Consider the following 18,331-nt stretch of genomic DNA (forward strand, 5'->3'; position numbering starts at 1 on the left):
CTAGGGCGTGCGACGGACGCGGGCCGGGTGACGCAAACCGCGGCGCGGACCGCGCGACGGCGGCCCTACACTGACCGCATGGGTAAGCAGGAGGACTTCGTCCTACGCGCGATCGAGGAGCGGGACGTCCGCTTCGTCCGGCTCTGGTTCACCGACGTGCTCGGCTCGTTGAAGTCGGTGGCGATCGCCCCGACCGAGCTCGAGGGCGCGTTCGAGGAGGGCATCGGCTTCGACGGCTCGGCGATCGAGGGCTTCGCCCGCGTGCACGAGGCCGACATGCTGGCCAAGCCGGATCCGTCGACGTTCCAGATCCTGCCGTGGCGCGGCGAGACGCCGGCGACGGCGCGCATGTTCTGCGACATCGCGATGCCCGACGGCAGCCCCTCGTACGCCGACCCGCGCTACGTGCTCAAGCGGGCGCTGGCGAAGGCCGCCGACGCGGGCTTCACCTTCTACACGCATCCCGAGATCGAGTTCTTCGTCTTCAAGAGCAAGCCCGAGCCGGGCACCCGCCCCGTCGCCGTCGACGACAGCGGCTACTTCGACCACACGGCCCAGGGCGCCAGCCAGGACTTCCGCCGCGAGGTCATCACGATGCTCGAGGCGATGGGCATCTCGGTCGAGTTCAGCCACCACGAGGGCGGCCCCGGCCAGCAGGAGATCGACCTGCGCTACGCCGACGCGCTGTCGATGGCCGACAACATCATGACCTTCCGCACGATCGTCCGCGAGGTCGCGCTGAGCCAGGGCAAGTGGGCCTCCTTCATGCCCAAGCCGTTCACCGACCACCCGGGCTCGGGCATGCACACGCACGTGTCGCTGTTCGAGGGCGACGAGAACGTCTTCTACGAGGCCGGCGCCGAGTACCAGCTGAGCAAGACGGGCCGCGCGTTCATCGCGGGCATCCTCGAGCACACGCTCGAGATCACCGCCGTGACGAACCAGTGGGTGAACTCCTACAAGCGCCTCGCGTGGGGCGGCGAGGCCCCCAACTACGTCTGCTGGGGGCACAACAACCGCTCCGCCCTCGTGCGCGTGCCGATGTACAAGCCGCACAAGTCGGGCTCGGCCCGCGTCGAGCTGCGCGCGCCCGACTCGGCGTGCAACCCCTACCTGGCCTACGCGCTGATCCTCGCCGCGGGCCTCAAGGGCATCGAGAACGGCTACGAGCTGCCGCCCGAGGCCGAGGACGACGTCTGGTCGCTCAGCGAGAACGAGCGGCGCGCGATGGGCATCGCCCCGCTCCCGCGCAACCTCGACGAGGCGATCCGCACGATGGAGACCAGCGAGCTCGTCGCCGAGACGCTGGGCGAGCACGTCTTCGACTTCTTCCTGCGCAACAAGCGCGCGGAGTGGCAGGACTACCGCTCGCAGGTGACCCAGTTCGAGATCGACCGGCTGATGCCGGTCCTGTGAGCGCGTGACCCGCACCCGCTTCTCCGACCCCGAGGCCGCCGCCGCGAACCTGGCGCGGCTCGGCGAGATCTCGCCCGAGTTCGTCGAACAGATCGCGGCGGTGGCCGACCCCGACGGCGCGCTCGCGTCGCTCGTGGCAATCGCCGAGACCGACGAGGGACCCGGTCTCGTCGCCGCGATGGAGGACGACGCCGTCCTGCGCCAGCGCACCCTGATCGTGCTCGGCACCAGCCGGGCGATCGGCGAGTTCTGGCGCCGCCACCCCGCCTACGTGCGCGACCTCGTGGGGGAGCGGCTACTCGAACGGCCGGCCACCGAGCAGGAGTACCGCGACTGGGTGGCCGACGTCGAGGATCCCGACGCGCTGCGCGTGGGCTACCACCGTGAGCTCGCCGCGATCGCCGCGCGCGACCTCAACGCCCACACCACGTTCGCCCAGTCGTCGGCCGAGCTCTCCGACCTCGCGGTCGCCACCCTCGGCGCCGCCCTGCGGATCGCCGCGGCGGAGGAGGACGACTCCGACCTCGTGCGCCTCGCCGTCATCGCGATGGGCAAGACGGGCGGTCACGAGCTGAACTACGTGAGCGACGTCGACGTCATCTACGTCCACGAGCCGGTCGAGGGTGCCGACGAGCAGCGTGCCGCGGCCGCCGCCACCCGCATGGCCGCCGCGATCATCCGGATCTGTGGCGACCACACGGCCGAGGGCACGATCTGGGAGGTCGACCCGAACCTGCGCCCGGAGGGCAAGCAGGGGCCGCTCACCCGCACGCTGGCCAGCCACGTGGCCTACTACGACCGCTGGGCCGTCACGTGGGAGTTCCAGGCGCTGCTGAAGGCGCGCTACGCCGCGGGCGACCGCGAGCTGGCCGACGCCTACCTCGAGGCGCTGCGGCCGCTGGTCTGGAAGGCCGCGGAGCGCGAGGACTTCGTGCCCGAGGTCCGTCGCATGCGCCGGCGCGTCATCGAGAACATCCCGGCCGCGCACCGCGACCGCCAGCTCAAGCTCGGCAGCGGCGGTCTGCGCGACGTCGAGTTCGCCGTCCAGCTGCTCCAGCTGGTCCACGGACGCGTCGACGAGAACATCCGCAGCTCCAACACGCTCGAGGCGCTGCGCGCGCTCACCGACCGCGGCTACGTCGGGCGGCGCGACGGCTCGGCGCTCGAGGAGGCCTACGAGTTCCTCCGCGCCCTCGAGCACCGCATGCAGCTGTTCCGGCTGCGGCGCACTCACCTCGTGCCCGAGGACCTCGACGACCTGCGCCGCATCGGCCGCAGCATGGGGTTCACGACGAACCCCGCCGACAACCTGGTCAAGGAGTGGCAGGCGCACCGGCGCATCGTCAGCCGCCTGCACGAGAAGATCTTCTACCGCCCGCTGCTCGAGGCGGTCGCCTCGCTGCCCGAGGACCGGCTGCGGCTCAGCACGCAGGCGGCGGAGGACCGGCTCGCCGCGCTCGGCTACAGCGACCCCAAGGGGGCGATGGCGCACATCAGCGCGCTCACCTCCGGCGTCACGCGTCGCGCCGTGATCCACCGGTCGCTGCTGCCGGCGATGCTGTCGTGGTTCGCCGAGTCGCCGCAGCCCGACGCCGCCCTGCTGGCGTTCCGGCAGATCTCCGAGGAGCTCGGCGACTCGCCCTGGTACCTGCGCAAGCTGCGCGACGAGGGCACGGGCGCCCAGCAGTTCGCGCACATGCTGGCCTCCAGCACCTACGTCACCGACCTCATCCGCCGCGCGCCCGACGCCGTGGCGCTGCTCGGCGACGACGCTGCCCTCGTGCCGCGCGACCTCGACCGGCTCGACACCGAGATGACGCTGGCCGCGAAGCGGCACCAGATCCCCGAGGGCGCCGTCCGCGCCGTCCGGCGGATCCGGCGCCGCGAGCTGTCGCGCGTGGCGATGTCCGACGTGCTGGGCCGACTCGACGTCACCGAGGTGGGAGAAGCGCTGACGGCGATCAACACCGCCACGATCTCGGCCACGCTCGCCACCGCCGAGGCGGCGTGGACCCTCGAGAACGACCGTCCGCTGCCCACCCGCAACGCGATCGTGCTGATGGGGCGCCTCGGCGGTCACGAGGCCGGCTACGGCTCCGACGCCGACGTCATGTTCGTGCACGACCCCGTCGAGGGCGCTGACGTCGACGAGGCCAAGGCGTGCGCGCTGTGGATCGCCCAGCTGATCCGGCAGATGCTCGGCGCCGCGGGCGCCGACCCGGCCCTGGAGATCGACGCCGGCCTGCGCCCCGAGGGCAAGAACGGCCCGCTGGTGCGCACCTTCGAGGCGTACGCGGCGTACTACGCGAAGTGGTCGGACACGTGGGAGGCCCAGGCGCTGCTGCGTGCCGAGGCGGCCGTCGGCGACCCCGACCTGCGCGAGCGCTTCACGGCGCTCATCGACCCGCTGCGCTACCCCGAGGGCGGCCTCTCGGCCTCGCAGGAGCGCGACATCCGCCGGATCAAGGCGCGCGTCGACTCCGAGCGGCTGCCGCGCGGGGCGAACCCGAACACGCACCTCAAGCTCGGCCGCGGCGGACTGGCCGACGTCGAGTGGACGATCCAGCTGCTCCAGATGCAGCACGCGCACCGGGTGCCGGCGCTGCGGACCACCCGCACGATCGAGGCGCTCGAGGCGGCCGCTGACGCCGAGATCCTCTCGGCCGACGACGCCCAGGCGCTGATCGACTCGTGGCGCCTCGTCACCCGCATCCGCAACGGCGTGGTGCTGTGGCGCGCCAAGCCCGCCGAGTCGATGGTCGAGACCGCCGCCGACCGCACCGGGCTGGCCCACATCCTCGGCATCGGACAGGACCACACCGAGGAGATGGTCAACGACTACATGCGGATCACCCGCCGGGCCCGCCAGGTCGTGGAGCGCGTCTTCTACGAGTGAGGGTCGCTGTGTCTCGATGCGGGGGAGTGGGTGGCCGCGGGTTAGCCTGAGCGCATGCTCGCGCGACTGCTGCTTCCCCTCGTCCTGGCCGTGGGCCTGCTCTCGGCGGCGCCCGCCCAGGCGGCCGGCCCCACGCCGGTGGCCCCCGCGGCGGTCGCGGCCACCTCGGAGCCGGCACCGCAGCGGATCGTGGTGCTCGAGAACCCGAAGGTGAAGGGCACCCACCGGTTCGGCAAGACGCTGACCCGCTCGGTCGGCCGCTACTCCGTCGGCGGACTGAAGATCCGCACGCAGTGGCTGCGCAACGGCAAGCCCATCAAGGGCGCCACCCGCTGGAAGTACCAGCTCAAGGCCCAGGACGTCGGCAGCACCCTGCGCGTGCGGGTCACCGTGAGCCGGCCCGGCTACACGACCGTCTCGAGGCGATCGCCGTGGCGCAAGGTCAAGCACGTGCGCGACGTGCGCCGCACCGTGAAGTACTCGATCGTCACGAACGGCAAGATGACCACGAGCGTGAAGACGTTCAAGCGCCAGGTCGCCGAGATCCTCGACGACCCGCGCGGCTGGCGCGCCGCGGGCATCCGGTTCAAGCGCGTGAAGTCCGGCGGCTCGATGACGATCGTGCTGGCCCAGGCCTCGCGCGTGCCCACCTACTCGAGCGCGTGCTCCTCGACCTGGAGCTGCCGCGTCGGTCGCCACGTCATCATCAACCAGGAGCGCTGGAAGCACGCGTCCCCGGCGTGGAACGCCGCCAAGGGCACCACGCTGCTGGGCTACCGCCACATGGTGGTGAACCACGAGACCGGGCACTGGCTCGGCTGGCACCACAAGTCGTGCGGCGGCAAGGGCCAGAAGGCGCCGGTCATGATGCAGCAGTCGAAGGGGCGCAACGGGTGCACGTTCAACCCGTGGCCGAAGCCGTCCGAGCGCAACGTGCCCCGGTACCGCTGAGGGCACCGGGGCACGCAGGCGGGTCGGATCGGCTCAGCTCATGATCGACGCGCAGGTCTTGTCGTCCTCGAAGGCCTGCTTGAGTCCCTCGTCGCTCGCGCTGAGCTCGGCCAGCGGTCCCTGGTAGCTCGACGACTCGGCCAGTGACTCGCTGACCTGGAGCAGGGTCGCCTCCATCTGGTCGGCGTCCTCCGAGCTGGCCGCCTTGAGGTTCTTGATCACGCCCTGGAGCGTCTTGGCGCCCGACGCAAGGGACTCCTTCGCCTGGTCGAACGAGGCGGGATCGACCTCGGGCGGAGCGCCCGCGTCGTCCAGCACGGCGGCCTGGGCCTCGAGCCGGTCGCGCAGCGTGCGCAGGAACCCCACGATCGCCTCCTGCGACTCGGCGGCGCTGCCACCGGTCGCCGGGGGCTCGACCGGCGCGGTGGTGGGCTCGAGCGCCTTGCACAGCGACTGGACCCACTGCTCCTGAGGTGTCGCGGGCTTCGCCTGCGCCTCGGGCTCGTCGGCGGAGCCCGTGCACCCGCCGAGCACGAGACCCATCGCCGCCCCGGCGAGGACCACTCGGATCGTCCTGTTCATGTCATGCCTTCCGCATCGGAACGAGGGAGGGCCCCACCGCGACTGCGGCAGGACCCTCCCCGGGGTTCAGCTGGTGATGATCACGCTGCTCACGGGGCGAGCGTCGCGGTCAGCTTGTTGCCCGGACCCGAGGCGAAGATCGACAGGACGTCGTTCAGCAGGCCACAGCCCTGCAGCTTCGCGATCGAGTACGTGCTGGAGACCGAGCCGCCCTGGAGCGGATCGAAGCGGCCGTTGGACGCCAGCGTGATGTCGGACGGCTTGGACGTCTGGCACTTGCTGCCGCCGCCCAGCTTCAGGCCGAACGACTTGATCGACGTGATCTGGATGTTGACCTTCGAGTTGGCGGTCAGCTGGCCGTTGGCCAGGTTGATGCCACCGGTGGTCTTGCCCACCGAGGTGAAGGCCAGGTCAGCGTCGACGGGCAGGAAGCCCAGCGCCTTCAGCTTCGCCTGGGTCTTGTCCAGCGTCAGGTCGGCGACGAACTGACCCGTGGCGAGGTTGAAGTCGGCCGCGATCTTGCCATTGAGCGGCGCCGTGCCGTTGCCGGCCTTGATCGTGGTGCTGCCCTTCAGCTTGAACGGCACCTTGATGACCGGATCGGTCGTCGGCTGCGTCGTGGGCTGGGTGGTGGGCTCCGTGGTCGGCTGCGTCGTGGGCTCCGTGGTGGGCTCCGTGGTCGGCTGCGTCGTGGGCTCCGTGGTCGGCTCCGTGGTCGGCTCCGTCGTGGGCTCCGTCGTGGGCTCCGTGGTCGGCTCCGTGGTCGGCTCCGTCGTGGGCTCCGTGGTCGGCTCCGTCGTGGGCTCCGTGGTCGGCTCCGTCGTGGGCTCCGTGGTCGGCTCCGTGGTCGGCTCCGTCGTGGGCTCCGTCGTGGGCTCCGTGGTCGGCTCGGTCACGCCGATCGAGCCCAGCGCCAGGTCGGCCGGACCGTTGCAGGCCAGGGTCGACGGGATGGTGGAGTTGTCCGCCTTGTAGATCGTCGCGGTGATGTTGAAGCTCGCGGGCATGCCCACGACCACCGAGTCGACCGCGTAGTCGGGGGTGGTGATCGGCGGCACGGTGCCGGTGGCCGGGATCAGCCACGGCTCGTTCGCGACCTGCGGAATCGGGGTGCGCGGCGAGCCCAGGTTCGGGATCGCGATGGTCGTGGTCTGGCCACCGGTGGTCAGCGTGACGGCCGAGTCGGTCGACGAGCCCGCCGCCTCGCGGCCACCCAGGAGCAGCGCCGTGGACTGCCGCAGCAGTTCCGGCATGGTGAGGGTGATGTTCACCGGGGTCGCGGGGATGACCTGGCCGGGGGTCACCGTGTCGGGCACGACGGTCGAGGCGCGGACGCCGATGTCCTGGATGCCCAGGTTGAGGCCGCCGGCGACCACCTCACACTTGTAGAGGAAGTTCTTCTCCAACGTCACGTCCGCAGCGCTGGCGCTGGCGGCTCCGATCACACTGATGGCCCCGGCGCTCAGGGCTGCAGCTACCCCTGTCGCCAGGACCTTTCCGGTCTTCGTCATCTTCTTCACAAGGGTGTCCTTCTATGGGAGTTGAGCCGACCCGTCGAGAACGCGAGAGGTGCCCTCGGAGGAGTCGGCTGTGACAGACACCACACAACCTAGAGCCACGAAAACGAAAGTGCAACTAGTGGTTACAAAGTCAGTGATCACTTTCTTCCCACCCGTCACACGGTCCGGTATCGCTCCGGAACGCCGGGGAAAAGAGATGGTCGCCGGAACGCCGAAGCGCACCGAATCGAGGGATTCGGTGCGCTTCTGAGGGCGTGCGAGAGGTGGTCAGGCGACCTGCGCGGCCTGCTTCGCCTCGCGCTTGGCCCGACGCAGGGCCTTGGACTCCGGCGAGTTGCCGACCTTGTAGGGGTCCGAGGGCTTGCGGCTGTACTGCGCGAGCTGGCGCGCCACGCTCAGCAGCTGCTTGGGCAGCGGGCCGGTGTTGTAGCGCAGGCCGTACTTCTCCACGAGGCGCTTCACGTCGACGCTCACCTCGGCGTAGCGGCGGGCGGGGATGTCGGGGAACAGGTGGTGCTCGATCTGGTGCGAGAGGTTGCCCGACATGAGGTGCAGCAGCTTCGAGCCCGAGATGTTGGCCGAGCCCAGGAGCTGGCGCAGGTACCACTGGCCGCGGCTCTCGTTCTGCGCGTCCTCCTCCATGAAGGTCTCGGCGCCGGCGGGGAAGTGGCCGCAGAAGATGATGAGGAACGTCCAGATGTTGCGGACGATGTTCGCGACCACGTTGGCGCCCAGGACCCACAGGGGAGCGGACCAGCCCATGATCGGCACGAGCGGCAGGGCGAGCGCCGGGTAGATCACGTAGTCCTTGAACACCTGGCGACGCGTCTTCTTCAGGGCGCGCGCCTTGTGCTCCTTGAACTCCTCCTTGCTCATGCGGCCGTTGATGTAGTCCGAGATCTCCAGGCCGTGGTACATCACGCCCCACTCGAAGAAGACCATCAGCGCGAACGACAGCGGAAGGTTGAAGCGGTGGTTCGGGTACCAGGGCTGGTCCTCGTCGATGCGCAGCAGCCCGTAGCCGATGTCGCGGTCCATCCCGTGGATGTTGGTGTACGTGTGGTGGATGTAGTTGTGCCCGTGCTTCCAGTCGTGGGCCGGGGCGACGTTGTCCCACTCGTAGCGCTTGCCGTCGATCATCGGGTCGTTCATCCAGTCGTACTGACCGTGCATGATGTTGTGCCCGATCTCCATGTTCTCGATGATCTTCGAGATGGAGAGGAAGATGACGCCGGCGATGAACGCGGGCGGGAAGATCGGCAGGAAGATGCCGATGCGGCCGAGCACCTCGAACCACTTCTGGGCGCGCAGGACGCGCCGGATGTAGTCGGCGTCCTCCTGGCCCAGGTCGTCCAGCACGCGCTTGCGCACGGCGTCGAGCTCGTCACCGAACTCCTCGAGCTGCTCGTACGTCATGTACTCGAGGCCGATCGTGGACCGGCGGTTCGGGTCGTAGGCATCGACCAGCGGGACCGGGGCCTGGTTGTGGCCGCTGGCGCTCAGGGGCTCAATCGGGGCGGGCTTGGACCGTCGCAAGAGGGACATGTTCTCTCCGTTCAGAGGTCGACCGCGACATCGCCCACGGGGACGTTGACGCAGACCTTGATGGTTTCGTCGGTGTCGGCACAGACCTCACCGCTGATGACGTGGCGCACCGCGCCGTGGAGCTTCTTGACCGCACACGTGTTGCACACGCCCATGCGGCATCCGTAGGCCGGCTTGAGGCCGGCGGCCTCGGCCTGCTCGAGGATCGTGGCGCCCGAGTTGGGCGCGTCGACGCCACTGGCGTCGAAGGTGACGCTGCCGGTGGCGTCCTCGGCGTCGAGGTCCACCGACGGGACCTTGAAGTACTCGGCCGTGAGCTGGTCGCCCGCGCCGAGCTCGTCGTACAGTTCGGTGACCGTGGCGATGAGGCCTGCGGGTCCGCAGACCCACGTGGGGGTCGTGGTCGGCTCGAGGTCCAGGCGCTTGAGGTGCTCGAGCGTGATGCGCCCGGTGAGCTCGGCGTCGGGCTCGGGGTCGCGCGTGTAGACGCGGACCATGTCGACGAACGGCAGCTGGGCGAGCGCGTCGAGCTCGATCGAGAACATCTCGTCCTCGCGCGAGCGGGCGTAGTGCAGGAAGGTGACGCGGCCCTGGTGGCCGCGGTCGGCCAGGGTGCGCAGCATGCTCATGACGGGGGTGATCCCGGAGCCGCCGCTGATCAGCAGGACGTGGTCGGGCACCTGCTGCGGCAGCACGAACTCGCCGGACGCGGGGGAGAGGTAGACGACGGTGCCGGGCTCGAGGCTCCCGGCGTGGAGGAACTGTGAGACGTAGCCGTCCGGGTGGGCCTTGACCGAGACGCTGAACAGGCCGTCCTTGCGCTCGGCGGAGCTCGAGACGCTGAAGACGCGCACGCGGCGGGTGCCCTCGACCTCGACGCCGAACTCGACGTGCTGGCCCGGGACGAAGCCCGACCAGGAGCCGTTGGGGCGCATGACGACGGTGCTGGCGGCGCCGGTCTCGCGGATGACGTCCACGACGCGACCGCGCACGGCCTTCACCGTGAGCATGGGGTGCACCAGGGTCAGGTAGTCGTCCGGGTGGTGCGGAGACGTCACCTTGGCGACGACCGAAGAGGCCAGGGCCTTGCGGATCAGTCCCATGGGACTCCTGTCGGGTGCGGGGGTTTCCATCAATCAGTGAACATCTGTTCACCAAAGCATGTCAGGTACGGACGCCATGGGTCAACACGACGTGCCGTGTCGTGGAACACGTGTTCACCGAATTCGCGCGCGTCGGGGCCCGCGGCGCCTCACCCGCCGCGGGTGAGGCGCGCGAGCTCCGCGTGCGACAGCCTGCGGGAGACGGTGTGCGCCGGGACGGGGGACGCGATGAGCAGATCGGTGGCCGGCAGCGACGTGCGGGACGCGCGCCGCTGGGCCTCGCTCGCCGGCATCTGCGTGGCCGCCGCGATGGTGTGGCTCGCGTTCGCCGACCTCGGCGTCGCCAGCCCCGCGATCGGGGACGACTTCGACGCGCAGCTCGGAGCGCTGCAGTGGGCCAACAACGCGTTCAGCCTCGTGACGGGCGCCCTCGTCATCGCTGCCGGGCGGTTCGGCGACGTCTACGGGCGCCGGCGGATGCTGCTGCTCGGGATCGCGATCTTCGGCGCGTGCTCCGTGGTCTCGGCGCTCGCGGGCAGCCTGCCGATGCTGATCGCCGGGCGTGCGCTCATGGGCGTCGGCGCTGCCCTCGTGCTCCCGGCCACCCTCGCCCTCATCCCGCCGCAGTTCTCCGGCAAGGAGCAGCTGACCGCGTTCGGCGTCTGGCAGGCCGTGGCGTGGGGCGGGCAGGCCGTCGGCCCCGCGGTCGGCGGCGGACTGACCGACGGGCTCGGCTGGGCGTGGCTGTTCTGGATCAACGTCCCGCTGGCCGCGGTGGCGTTCGTGGTCGTCGCCCGCTTCACGCCCGAGTCGAAGGACGACGGAGCGTCGAGCCACGTCGACTGGCCGGGGCTCGTGACGATCGCGCTCGCCGTCTTCGCGCTCCTCTACGCGCTCACCGAGGCGCCGGACGTCGGCTGGGGCTCGCCGCTCGTGATCGGCATGTTCGTCGCGGCGGCCGTGCTGGCCGGGGCCTGGTGCCTCATCGAGCTGCGCGTCGCCGACCCGCTGGTCGACTTCCGGCTCTTCCGGCTGCGCGCGTTCGACGGCGCGCTGACGGCGAACCTCATGATGAACCTCGCGTTCGGCGGCCTCAGCTACCTGCTGGTCCTGTGGCTGCAGAACGTCCGCGGCTTCAGCGCCGTCGAGGCGGGCCTGCTCATGCTGCCCTCGACGCTCGGCATCTTCTGCACGATCGCCCTCGGCGGCCGGATGGACGCCCGTCGCGGCTCCCGGCTGCCCGTCCTGATCGGCCTCGTCGTCATGAGCGGCGGTCTCCTCCTGCTGGGCACGACCTCGCGGACGTCGTCGCTGTGGCTGATGGCCGCGGGGCTCGTGGTCGTCGGCCTCGGCCTGGGCCTGCTCTCCACGCCGATCTCGAACACCGCGGTCGGGAACGTGCCCGGCCACCTCGCCGGCACGGCCGCCGGCGTCTTCAAGATGTCGAGCATGGTCGGCGGCGCCGTGGGCGTGGCCCTGCTGACGGCGATGGGTCGCGGCTTCAGCCTGCGCGAATGGAAGGCCGTGGCGACCGACGCGGGCGTGGGTGCCGACACGATCGACGAGCTGCGCGCCGCGCTGGTCGACTCGTCGTCCTTCGCCGACGCCATCGCCGCACTGCCGCGCGACGTGCAGGACCTCGTGACGCAGGCCGTCATGACGGCCTTCTCCGACGGCGTCCGCGACGCGCTCGTGGCCACCGGGGTGCTCAGCCTGGTCGTCACGGCGGTCGTGTGGCTGCTGTGGCCGCGACCCGCGTCGCAGCCCGCCGGCGACGAGAGCGCGCAGCGGTGAGCCCGGCCGGCGGTCCACCGTCTGGCTGCCCCGCGCGCCGTCCCCCTAGGCTGGGGCCGTGTCCGAGGCCGTCAGTGCGCGTCAGCTGCAGAAGGAGCGCACGCGTGGTGCGCTGCTCGACGCCGCGCTCGAGCTGAGCAGTGAGCAGGGCTTCGCCCAGACGAGCCTGCGCCAGGTCGCGAAGCGCGCCGGCGTCGTCCCGGCCGCCTTCTACCGGCACTTCGCCTCGATGGACGAGCTCGGTCTCGCGCTGGTGGAGCGGTGCTTCGGCACCCTGCGCACCATGATCCGCGATGCCTCGCGCGACCCCGAGGTCTTCCTGCAGATCATCGACGCCGCGGCCGAGATCCTCGTCGACGCCGTCAAGGAGAACAAGGCCGACTTCGCGTTCGTCGCCCGCGAGCGCGTGGGTGGCTCCGAGGTCGTGCGCCGCGCCATCGGTCACGAGCTCGACCTCTTCGTCTCCGAGCTCGCCGTCGTGCTGGCCCGGCTGCCCAACATCGAGAACTGGAGCGCCGACGACGTCCAGATGGTCTCGCGCCTCTTCGTCCGCAACATGGTGGCCAACGCCGAGGAGGTCGTCGAGATGCCCGAGGGGCGGCCCGATCTCGAGGCCAGGATCCGCGAGGGCGCGCGCCGCCAGATGCGCCTGATCGTGCTCGGGTTCAAGGACTGGCGCAGTTGATCGGCGCGCCGCGCTTTCGTCGACCGGGCACGATGGGCGCATGAGCGTGAGCGGATCGACGGCCGGCGAGACCGAGACCGGGGCGGAGGAGCCGTCCGATCTCGACATCGGCGTCCTGCGCCAGCTGGCCGGTGCCCCGCACGGTCCGGTCGAGTTCCGGCGCCGTCTGCGCGAGACGCAGCAGCAGATGTCCTCCTTCCTCATGGAGTACAAGTTCGCGCTCGACGAGGTCGAGACGAAGATCTCGATCCTGCGCGAGGAGTTCGAGCTCGCCCACGAGTACAGCCCGATCGAGCACGTGAAGTCGCGGCTGAAGACGCTGGAGAGCCTCGTGGCCAAGGTCGACCGCGTCGGCTGCCCGCGCGATCTCGGGGCGATCCGCGAGCAGATCCGCGACATCGCCGGGATCCGCGTCTCGTGCGTGTTCGTCGAGGACACGTACCGTTTCGCGCGGATGCTCACCCAGCAGCAGGACCTCACGGTGCTGGAGACGAAGGACTACATCGCGAACCCGAAGCCGAACGGCTACCGGAGCCTGCACCTCATCATCGAGCTGCCGGTGTTCCTGTCCGATCGCACGGTGCACGTGCCGGTCGAGGTGCAGATCCGGACGATCGCGATGGACTTCTGGGCCAGCGTCGAGCACCAGATCTACTACAAGTACGGCACCCACGTGCCGGAGCACCTGCACGACAAGCTGACCGAGGTCGCGAGCACCGCCGCGGACCTCGATGCGCAGATGGGTCTGCTCCGCGAGGAGATCCGCTCGCTCGGCTGAGCCGTTCTCGGCTATCGTGTGGCTAAGCAAGCGCTTAGTCAGGAGTTCCCATGTCCGTGGTGCTGTCCCGTCGGGACGTCGATTTCCTTCTGTTCGACTGGCTCAAGGCCGCCGAGCTGACCGAGCGGGAGCGGTACGCCGAGCACTCGCGCGAGACGTTCGACGCGGTCCTCGACCTGTCCGAGACGATCGCCACCGAGCGGTTCGCCCCCATCAACCGTCTGCTCGACGCCAACGAGCCCGTCGTGGGGGAGGACGGCAAGGTCGTCCTGCCCGCCGAGCTGAGCGCGGCGCTCGCCGTCTACCGCGACTCCGGCATGCCCGCGGGCGTGTTCGATGCCGATCTCGGCGGCATGCAGCTGCCGTTCACGGTCAGCCAGGGCGCGTTCGCCTTCTTCCAGGCCGCCAGCGCCGCCGCGGCCTCGTACCCGTTCCTGTCCACCGGCAACGCCAACCTGCTCGTCGAGCACGGCACGCCCGAGCAGGTCCAGACCTACGCGGTGCCCGTGATCGAGGGCCGCTGGTACGGCACGATGTGCCTCTCGGAGCCCCAGGCCGGCTCGTCGCTCGGTGACATCACGACGCGCGCCGTGCGGCAGGAGGACGGCACCTACCGCCTCTTCGGCACGAAGATGTGGATCTCCGGTGGTGACCACGAGCTGACCGAGAACATCGTCCACCTCGTCCTTGCGAAGGTCGAGGGCGCGCCTCCGGGCGTCAAGGGCATCAGCCTGTTCATCGTGCCGAAGCACCTCGTGAACGAGGACGGCTCGATCGGCGAGCGCAACGACGTCGCCCTCGTCGGCCTCAACCACAAGATGGGCTGGCGCGGCACCACCAACACGCTGCTGAACTTCGGCGAGGGCCTCGCCACCCCCGGCGGCACCGCCGGGGCCGTCGGCCACCTCGTGGGCGACGAGGGCCAGGGTCTGGCGCAGATGTTCCACATGATGAACGAGGCGCGCATCTCCGTGGGGATGGGCGCCGTGGCGCTCGGCTACACCGGGTACCTGCACGCGCTCGACTACGCCAAGACCCGCACGCAGGGCCGGATCCCCGGCGCGAAGGACCCGTCGGCGCCGATGGTGCCGCTCACCGAGCACGCCGACGTCCGCCGCATGCTGCTGGCGCAGAAGTCCTACGTGGAGGGCGGCCTCGGCCTGCTCCTGTACTGCGCGCGGCTCATCGACGAGCAGGCCACCGGGGCCGACGAGGCCGCGCGGACCCGTGCGCACGACCTCCTCGAGGTGCTCACGCCGATCGCCAAGTCGTGGCCCTCGCAGTGGTGTCTCGCGGCGAACGACCTCGCGATCCAGGTGCACGGCGGCTACGGCTACACCCGCGACTACGCGGTGGAGCAGTTCTACCGCGACAACCGCCTGAACCCCATCCACGAGGGCACGCACGGCATCCAGAGCCTCGACCTCCTCGGCCGGAAGGTCATCGCCGGCGGGGGAGCGTGGCTGGCGACGCTCGTCGAGACCGTCAAGGCCACGGTCGCGCGCGCGGCCGACGCGGACGACACCGCCGACTACGCCAAGCAGCTCGACGCGCGCGTCGACCGCCTCGTCGAGGTCACGGGCCAGCTGTGGGCCGGTGGCGACCCGGCGCTCGCCCTGGCGAACTCCGCGGTCTACCTCGAGGCCGCGGGCCACGTGGTCGTCGCCTGGGTGTGGCTCGAGCAGCTGCTCGCGGTGGGGGAGCGCCAGGACGCTTTCTTCGAGGGCAAGCGTGCCGCGACGCGCTACTTCTACGCCTTCGAGCTGCCGAAGGTCGACCCCCAGCTCGACCTCCTGGCGTCGCTCGACCGGACGGTCCTGGACCTCGATCCGGCCTCGCTGTGATCCTGCCCGCGGGGTCGTCGTGAAGGGGGACGACGACCCCGCGGTCAGGCGGTGGCGGCCTCTCTCGCGAGGGCGGCCTTGACCCGGCGCATGCCCGCCAGGCCGACGGGGGCGCCGCAGTAGGCGCCGCAATGGATGACGACCTCGGTGATCTCCTCGGGCGTCAGGCCGTTGCGCAGGCCCCCGAGCACGTGGGCCTCGAGCTCGTCGCCGTGGCCCCCGGCCACGAGGAGGGCGATCGTGACGAGGCTCCGCGACCGCCGGTCGAGCGCCTCGCGGTTCCACAGCGTCCCCCACACCTGCCCGGTGAGCAGGTGCTGCTGGTCGTCGCCGGCCTCCGCCGGTCGCTCCAGCGTGCGGGAGACGTAGGCCTCGCCCAGGACGGAGCGCCGGGTGGCCAGACCCTGGCGGACCGACGGGTCGTCGGACGACTCGAGGTCGGACAGCACGCTCATGAGGGGGACTCCACGAAGTCGCGCAGCAGCCCGACGATCTCGTCGGAGACCTCGATCTCGCCGGCGGCGAAGGTGGCGTCACGGGCCGCGACCGAGCGGTCGAACGGCATGCGCACGGGGGAGTCCGGGTCGGCCGGACGCGTGGACCGCACCCAGTCGCCGTACTCGCCGGCGCGCTTGGAGAAGTCGGACGAGAACGCGTTCGGGTCCATGACGACCATGAAGAAGCCCATGTCGGTGAGCCACGGCGGATCCGTCTCGGCCCCGGACATCATGCCCAGCAGCTGGGCGCTGATCGCCAGGCCCGAGCCCTTGTGGCCGCCCCACGGGGCGATCGCGCCGCCGCCGAGCGCGGCGGCCGCGTCGGTCGTGGGGGAGCCGTCGGGGGCGAAGGCCAGGCCGGGCGCGAGCTCCTGGCCGGTCTTGATGGCGAACGACAGGTCGGCCAGCATCGCCGCCGAGGTGCCGATGTCCCAGATGATCGGCTGCCCGGGCGTCGGGAAGCCCCATGCCACGGGGTTGGTGCCGAACCGTCCCTCGGTGCCGCCGTGCGGGGCGACCGTGGGCCCTCCGCTGCTGGCGACGAAGCCGACGAGGCCGGCGGCGGTCACCATCTCGAGGTAGTACGTGAACATGCCGGTGCACCACGTATTGCGCGCGGTGCCGGCGACGACCGGGACGTGCCGGGCCTTCTCGATGAGCGTCTCGGTCAGCTGCTTGGCCACGATGTAGCCGAGCTGGTCGCCGCCGTCGAGCGCGATGCTGGACGCGGTCTCCTGCTCCACGACGATCGGGCCGAAGGGCTCGGACTTCCCGAGCCGCTCGACGAGGGTCGCGGCCCGGGGGAGCCCGCCGACGTCGAACCCACGGACGGTGCAGTCGATGAGGTGGTCGGCGATGATCGTCTGCTGGTCGTCGTCGTACCCGAACCGGGCCATCGCCTGTCGGACGAGGTCGTGGGCCTCGGTGATCTGGAGCTTCATGCGGTCCTCCTCGCCGGAGCGATCTTCTCGAGTTCGGCCTTGATCTGGACGGCCAGGTACTTGGAGTTGGCACGGCACGCGGCCAGGCTGCCGGCGTGGAACCAGAGCCCGGGCTGGGCCGTGCGGCGCCACATGTTGCGCATCTCGCCGTCGTCGTCGACGCCCCAGATGGGGCCCACGGCGTCGGCGATCTCGTCGCCGAAGTAGCGGCGCACGTCCTCCTGCTGGTTGCTGTAGCCGGTCGCCAGCACCACGAGGTCGAGCGGCAGGACGGAGCCGTCGCGCAGGCGCACGCCGTCGGCGGTGAACCGCTCGATCTGATCGTGCTGGATCAGGCCCACCTCGCCATCGGCGATCAGGTCCGAGCAGCCGACGTTGATGTAGTAGCCGCCGCCGCGACGGTTGTACTTCAGGTGGAAGCCGGTGTGGTCCTCGCCGATGTCGGTCCGGAACCCGACGGCGTGCAGTCGCTCGAGCAGCTCCGCGTCGTCCTTCAGCATCTGCTGGGCGAGCAGCTGGTTCGCCTTGATGAGCGTGGGGAACGAGTTGCCCGCCGCGATCAGGTCGGCGTCGTCGAGGGGCAGGCCCTGGGAGAAGAGCGCGTACACCGAGATGCCGCTCGGCTCCAGGCTCACCACCGTGGTGGAGCTGCGCTGGACGATCGAGACCTCCGAGCCGAGGGCGTGGAGGTCCTGGGCCACGTCGTGGCCGCTGGTGCCCGTGCCGATCACGAGGGCCCGGCGACCTTGGAACTCCGCGCCGGAGGAGTACCGGCTCGAGTGCATGACCTCGCCGGTGAACTCGTCGAGGCCCGGGAGCCTCGGCATGCTCGGGATGCCGCTGACGCTGCCGGTGGCCATGACGACGTGACGCGGCTGCATCGTCACCGTGGTGCCGTCGCGGTCCAGCTCCACCGTCCACTGGTCCGCGGACTCGTCGTAGCGGCCGGACACGAGGCGGGTGCTGTTCCAGGTGTTGAGCTCCATCGCCTCGGCGTAGAACTCGAACCAGTCGGCCAGCTTGTCCTTGGGGATGTAGGTCGGCCACGTGTCGGGGAACTCGAGGTAGGGCAGGCTCGCGACCCACGCCTCGTTGTGCAGCGTGAGGGAGTGGTAGCGCTTGCGCCACACGTCGCCGACCCGCTCGTGGGCGTCGATGACCAGGGCGTCGACCCCGATGGTGCGCAGGCGTGCCGCGATCGTCAGCCCGGCCTGTCCGCCGCCGACGACCAGGACCTCCGGGTCACGGTCGGCGTAGGCCCGCTCGGCCTCGCGCAGGTCCTTCCAGTTCTGGCCGCCGAAGGTGCGCGAGTAGGCCGTGCCGTGGGGTCGTCGGGCGCCGCGCCGCTCCTCGAAGCCCTCGAGCTCCTGCAGCGTCGTCAGCAGCGTCATGGCCAGCATGCGGCCGTCGGGCTCCTCGCGCAGCCGCACGATGCCCGTGCCGTGCCCGACCGAGGTCTCGAAGGTGTGGAAGCCCTCGACGACCTCCTCGCCGGCGCGCCGCACGCGGGACGTCGGGGTCCGCGTCGTGTCGGGGAGGATCTGGCTGGCGCGCGTCTCGGCGTTCGTCTCGATCAGCCGGTCGGCGATGGCCTCGGGCCCGACCGCGGTGCTGAAGTCCCACGTGAACGCGACGATGTCGCGCCAGTCGGCGTCCTCGGTGAACAGGGACGCGAGCGCCCCCTTGTCCTCGCGCTCGAGCGCCGTCGCGAACGCGGTGAGCCAGGCGTCCAGTGCGGACTGCTCCGGGGTGGGGTGGTGGGACATGCGGCCTCCGTTG

General features: G+C 70.5%; 14 protein-coding genes and 1 pseudogene. 8 read left to right on the plus strand and 7 right to left on the minus strand.

Annotation, left to right across the window (positions count from 1 at the left end; translation table 11 throughout):
* Window positions 1-78 precede the first annotated feature (78 nt).
* Genes ACK99Q_RS10295 through ACK99Q_RS10305 form a run of 3 tightly spaced genes read left to right on the plus strand, consistent with a single transcriptional unit; the run spans window position 79 to window position 5,263 of the window.
* The gene (locus tag ACK99Q_RS10295) at window positions 79-1,416 is read left to right on the plus strand and encodes a glutamine synthetase family protein (RefSeq protein ID WP_410186018.1); all 1,338 of its coding nucleotides are present in this window, start codon (window positions 79-81) and stop codon (window positions 1,414-1,416) included.
* 4 nt (window positions 1,417-1,420) lie between these two features.
* Window positions 1,421-4,312 (plus strand): bifunctional [glutamine synthetase] adenylyltransferase/[glutamine synthetase]-adenylyl-L-tyrosine phosphorylase, encoded by a 2,892-nt coding sequence (locus ACK99Q_RS10300; RefSeq protein WP_410186019.1) that lies wholly within the window; start codon window positions 1,421-1,423, stop codon window positions 4,310-4,312.
* 54 nt (window positions 4,313-4,366) lie between these two features.
* Complete coding sequence (locus tag ACK99Q_RS10305) at window positions 4,367-5,263, plus strand: DUF3152 domain-containing protein (protein ID WP_410186020.1); 897 nt, start codon at window positions 4,367-4,369, stop codon at window positions 5,261-5,263.
* Window positions 5,264-5,296: 33 nt separating this feature from the next.
* On the opposite strand, the gene ACK99Q_RS10310 is transcribed toward ACK99Q_RS10305, so the two are convergent.
* Window positions 5,297-5,845 carry a hypothetical protein gene (locus tag ACK99Q_RS10310; RefSeq protein WP_410186021.1) on the minus strand — a complete coding sequence of 183 codons (549 nt, stop codon included), beginning with the start codon at window positions 5,843-5,845 and terminating at the stop codon, window positions 5,297-5,299.
* Between the two features lie 591 nt (window positions 5,846-6,436).
* Here ACK99Q_RS10310 and ACK99Q_RS10315 point away from each other — a divergent pair.
* On the plus strand, window positions 6,437-6,820 hold the full coding sequence (locus ACK99Q_RS10315) for a hypothetical protein (protein ID WP_410186086.1): 384 nt from the start codon (window positions 6,437-6,439) through the stop codon (window positions 6,818-6,820).
* On the opposite strand, the pseudogene ACK99Q_RS10320 reads toward ACK99Q_RS10315, so the two are convergent.
* From ACK99Q_RS10320 to ACK99Q_RS10330, 3 genes and pseudogenes are all read right to left on the minus strand, one after another.
* Window positions 6,763-7,356 (minus strand): annotated as a pseudogene (locus ACK99Q_RS10320) (DUF6801 domain-containing protein); the annotation flags it as partial. The gene ACK99Q_RS10315 and the pseudogene ACK99Q_RS10320 sit on opposite strands and share 58 nt — an antisense overlap.
* A 276-nt stretch (window positions 7,357-7,632) precedes the next feature.
* The gene (locus tag ACK99Q_RS10325; RefSeq protein WP_410186022.1) at window positions 7,633-8,910 is read right to left on the minus strand and encodes a fatty acid desaturase family protein; all 1,278 of its coding nucleotides are present in this window, start codon (window positions 8,908-8,910) and stop codon (window positions 7,633-7,635) included.
* A gap of 11 nt (window positions 8,911-8,921) precedes the next feature.
* On the minus strand, window positions 8,922-10,013 hold the full coding sequence (locus ACK99Q_RS10330; protein ID WP_410186023.1) for a ferredoxin reductase: 1,092 nt from the start codon (window positions 10,011-10,013) through the stop codon (window positions 8,922-8,924).
* 228 nt (window positions 10,014-10,241) lie between these two features.
* On the opposite strand from ACK99Q_RS10330, the gene ACK99Q_RS10335 reads away from it, so the two are divergent.
* Genes ACK99Q_RS10335 through ACK99Q_RS10350 form a run of 4 tightly spaced genes read left to right on the plus strand, consistent with a single transcriptional unit; the run spans window position 10,242 to window position 15,114 of the window.
* Window positions 10,242-11,807: an MFS transporter gene (locus ACK99Q_RS10335; RefSeq protein ID WP_410186024.1), complete on the plus strand. Its 1,566-nt coding sequence runs from the start codon at window positions 10,242-10,244 to the stop codon at window positions 11,805-11,807.
* A 58-nt stretch (window positions 11,808-11,865) separates the two neighbouring features.
* On the plus strand, window positions 11,866-12,492 hold the full coding sequence (locus tag ACK99Q_RS10340) for a TetR family transcriptional regulator (RefSeq protein WP_179423965.1): 627 nt from the start codon (window positions 11,866-11,868) through the stop codon (window positions 12,490-12,492).
* 40 nt (window positions 12,493-12,532) lie between these two features.
* Complete coding sequence (locus tag ACK99Q_RS10345) at window positions 12,533-13,270, plus strand: GTP pyrophosphokinase family protein (protein WP_410186025.1); 738 nt, start codon at window positions 12,533-12,535, stop codon at window positions 13,268-13,270.
* 50 nt (window positions 13,271-13,320) lie between these two features.
* Window positions 13,321-15,114, plus strand: a complete 1,794-nt coding sequence (locus tag ACK99Q_RS10350) for an acyl-CoA dehydrogenase (RefSeq protein WP_410186026.1) — start codon at window positions 13,321-13,323, stop codon at window positions 15,112-15,114.
* Between the two features lie 44 nt (window positions 15,115-15,158).
* On the opposite strand, the gene ACK99Q_RS10355 is transcribed toward ACK99Q_RS10350, so the two are convergent.
* Genes ACK99Q_RS10355 through ACK99Q_RS10365 form a run of 3 tightly spaced genes read right to left on the minus strand, consistent with a single transcriptional unit; the run spans window position 15,159 to window position 18,318 of the window.
* Window positions 15,159-15,569, minus strand: coding sequence for a carboxymuconolactone decarboxylase family protein (locus ACK99Q_RS10355; RefSeq protein WP_410186027.1), 411 nt, complete (start codon window positions 15,567-15,569; stop codon window positions 15,159-15,161).
* Window positions 15,566-16,552: an Ldh family oxidoreductase gene (locus ACK99Q_RS10360; protein WP_410186028.1), complete on the minus strand. Its 987-nt coding sequence runs from the start codon at window positions 16,550-16,552 to the stop codon at window positions 15,566-15,568. The genes ACK99Q_RS10355 and ACK99Q_RS10360 overlap by 4 nt, the downstream gene beginning before the upstream one ends.
* On the minus strand, window positions 16,549-18,318 hold the full coding sequence (locus tag ACK99Q_RS10365) for an FAD-dependent oxidoreductase (RefSeq protein ID WP_410186029.1): 1,770 nt from the start codon (window positions 18,316-18,318) through the stop codon (window positions 16,549-16,551). The genes ACK99Q_RS10360 and ACK99Q_RS10365 overlap by 4 nt, the downstream gene beginning before the upstream one ends.
* Window positions 18,319-18,331: the final 13 nt, after the last annotated feature.

It is taken from the genome of Aeromicrobium sp. MLTX1 (assembly GCF_046452335.1).
GTDB lineage: Bacteria > Actinomycetota > Actinomycetes > Propionibacteriales > Nocardioidaceae > Aeromicrobium.

Excerpts from the sequence above, each read along its gene's own strand:
- ACK99Q_RS10350 (WP_410186026.1), top strand. The coding sequence starts at position 13,321 with ATGTCCGTGGTGCTGTCCCGTCGGGACGTCGATTTCCTTCTGTTCGAC.
- ACK99Q_RS10295 (WP_410186018.1), top strand. The coding sequence starts at position 79 with ATGGGTAAGCAGGAGGACTTCGTCCTACGCGCGATCGAGGAGCGGGAC.
- ACK99Q_RS10310 (WP_410186021.1), bottom strand. The coding sequence starts at position 5,845 with ATGAACAGGACGATCCGAGTGGTCCTCGCCGGGGCGGCGATGGGTCTC.
- ACK99Q_RS10345 (WP_410186025.1), top strand. The coding sequence starts at position 12,533 with ATGAGCGTGAGCGGATCGACGGCCGGCGAGACCGAGACCGGGGCGGAG.
- ACK99Q_RS10355 (WP_410186027.1), bottom strand. The coding sequence starts at position 15,569 with ATGAGCGTGCTGTCCGACCTCGAGTCGTCCGACGACCCGTCGGTCCGC.
- ACK99Q_RS10305 (WP_410186020.1), top strand. The coding sequence starts at position 4,367 with ATGCTCGCGCGACTGCTGCTTCCCCTCGTCCTGGCCGTGGGCCTGCTC.
- ACK99Q_RS10325 (WP_410186022.1), bottom strand. The coding sequence starts at position 8,910 with ATGTCCCTCTTGCGACGGTCCAAGCCCGCCCCGATTGAGCCCCTGAGC.
- ACK99Q_RS10330 (WP_410186023.1), bottom strand. The coding sequence starts at position 10,013 with ATGGGACTGATCCGCAAGGCCCTGGCCTCTTCGGTCGTCGCCAAGGTG.
- ACK99Q_RS10360 (WP_410186028.1), bottom strand. The coding sequence starts at position 16,552 with ATGAAGCTCCAGATCACCGAGGCCCACGACCTCGTCCGACAGGCGATG.
- ACK99Q_RS10365 (WP_410186029.1), bottom strand. The coding sequence starts at position 18,318 with ATGTCCCACCACCCCACCCCGGAGCAGTCCGCACTGGACGCCTGGCTC.
- ACK99Q_RS10315 (WP_410186086.1), top strand. The coding sequence starts at position 6,437 with ATGACCGGATCGGTCGTCGGCTGCGTCGTGGGCTGGGTGGTGGGCTCC.
- ACK99Q_RS10335 (WP_410186024.1), top strand. The coding sequence starts at position 10,242 with ATGAGCAGATCGGTGGCCGGCAGCGACGTGCGGGACGCGCGCCGCTGG.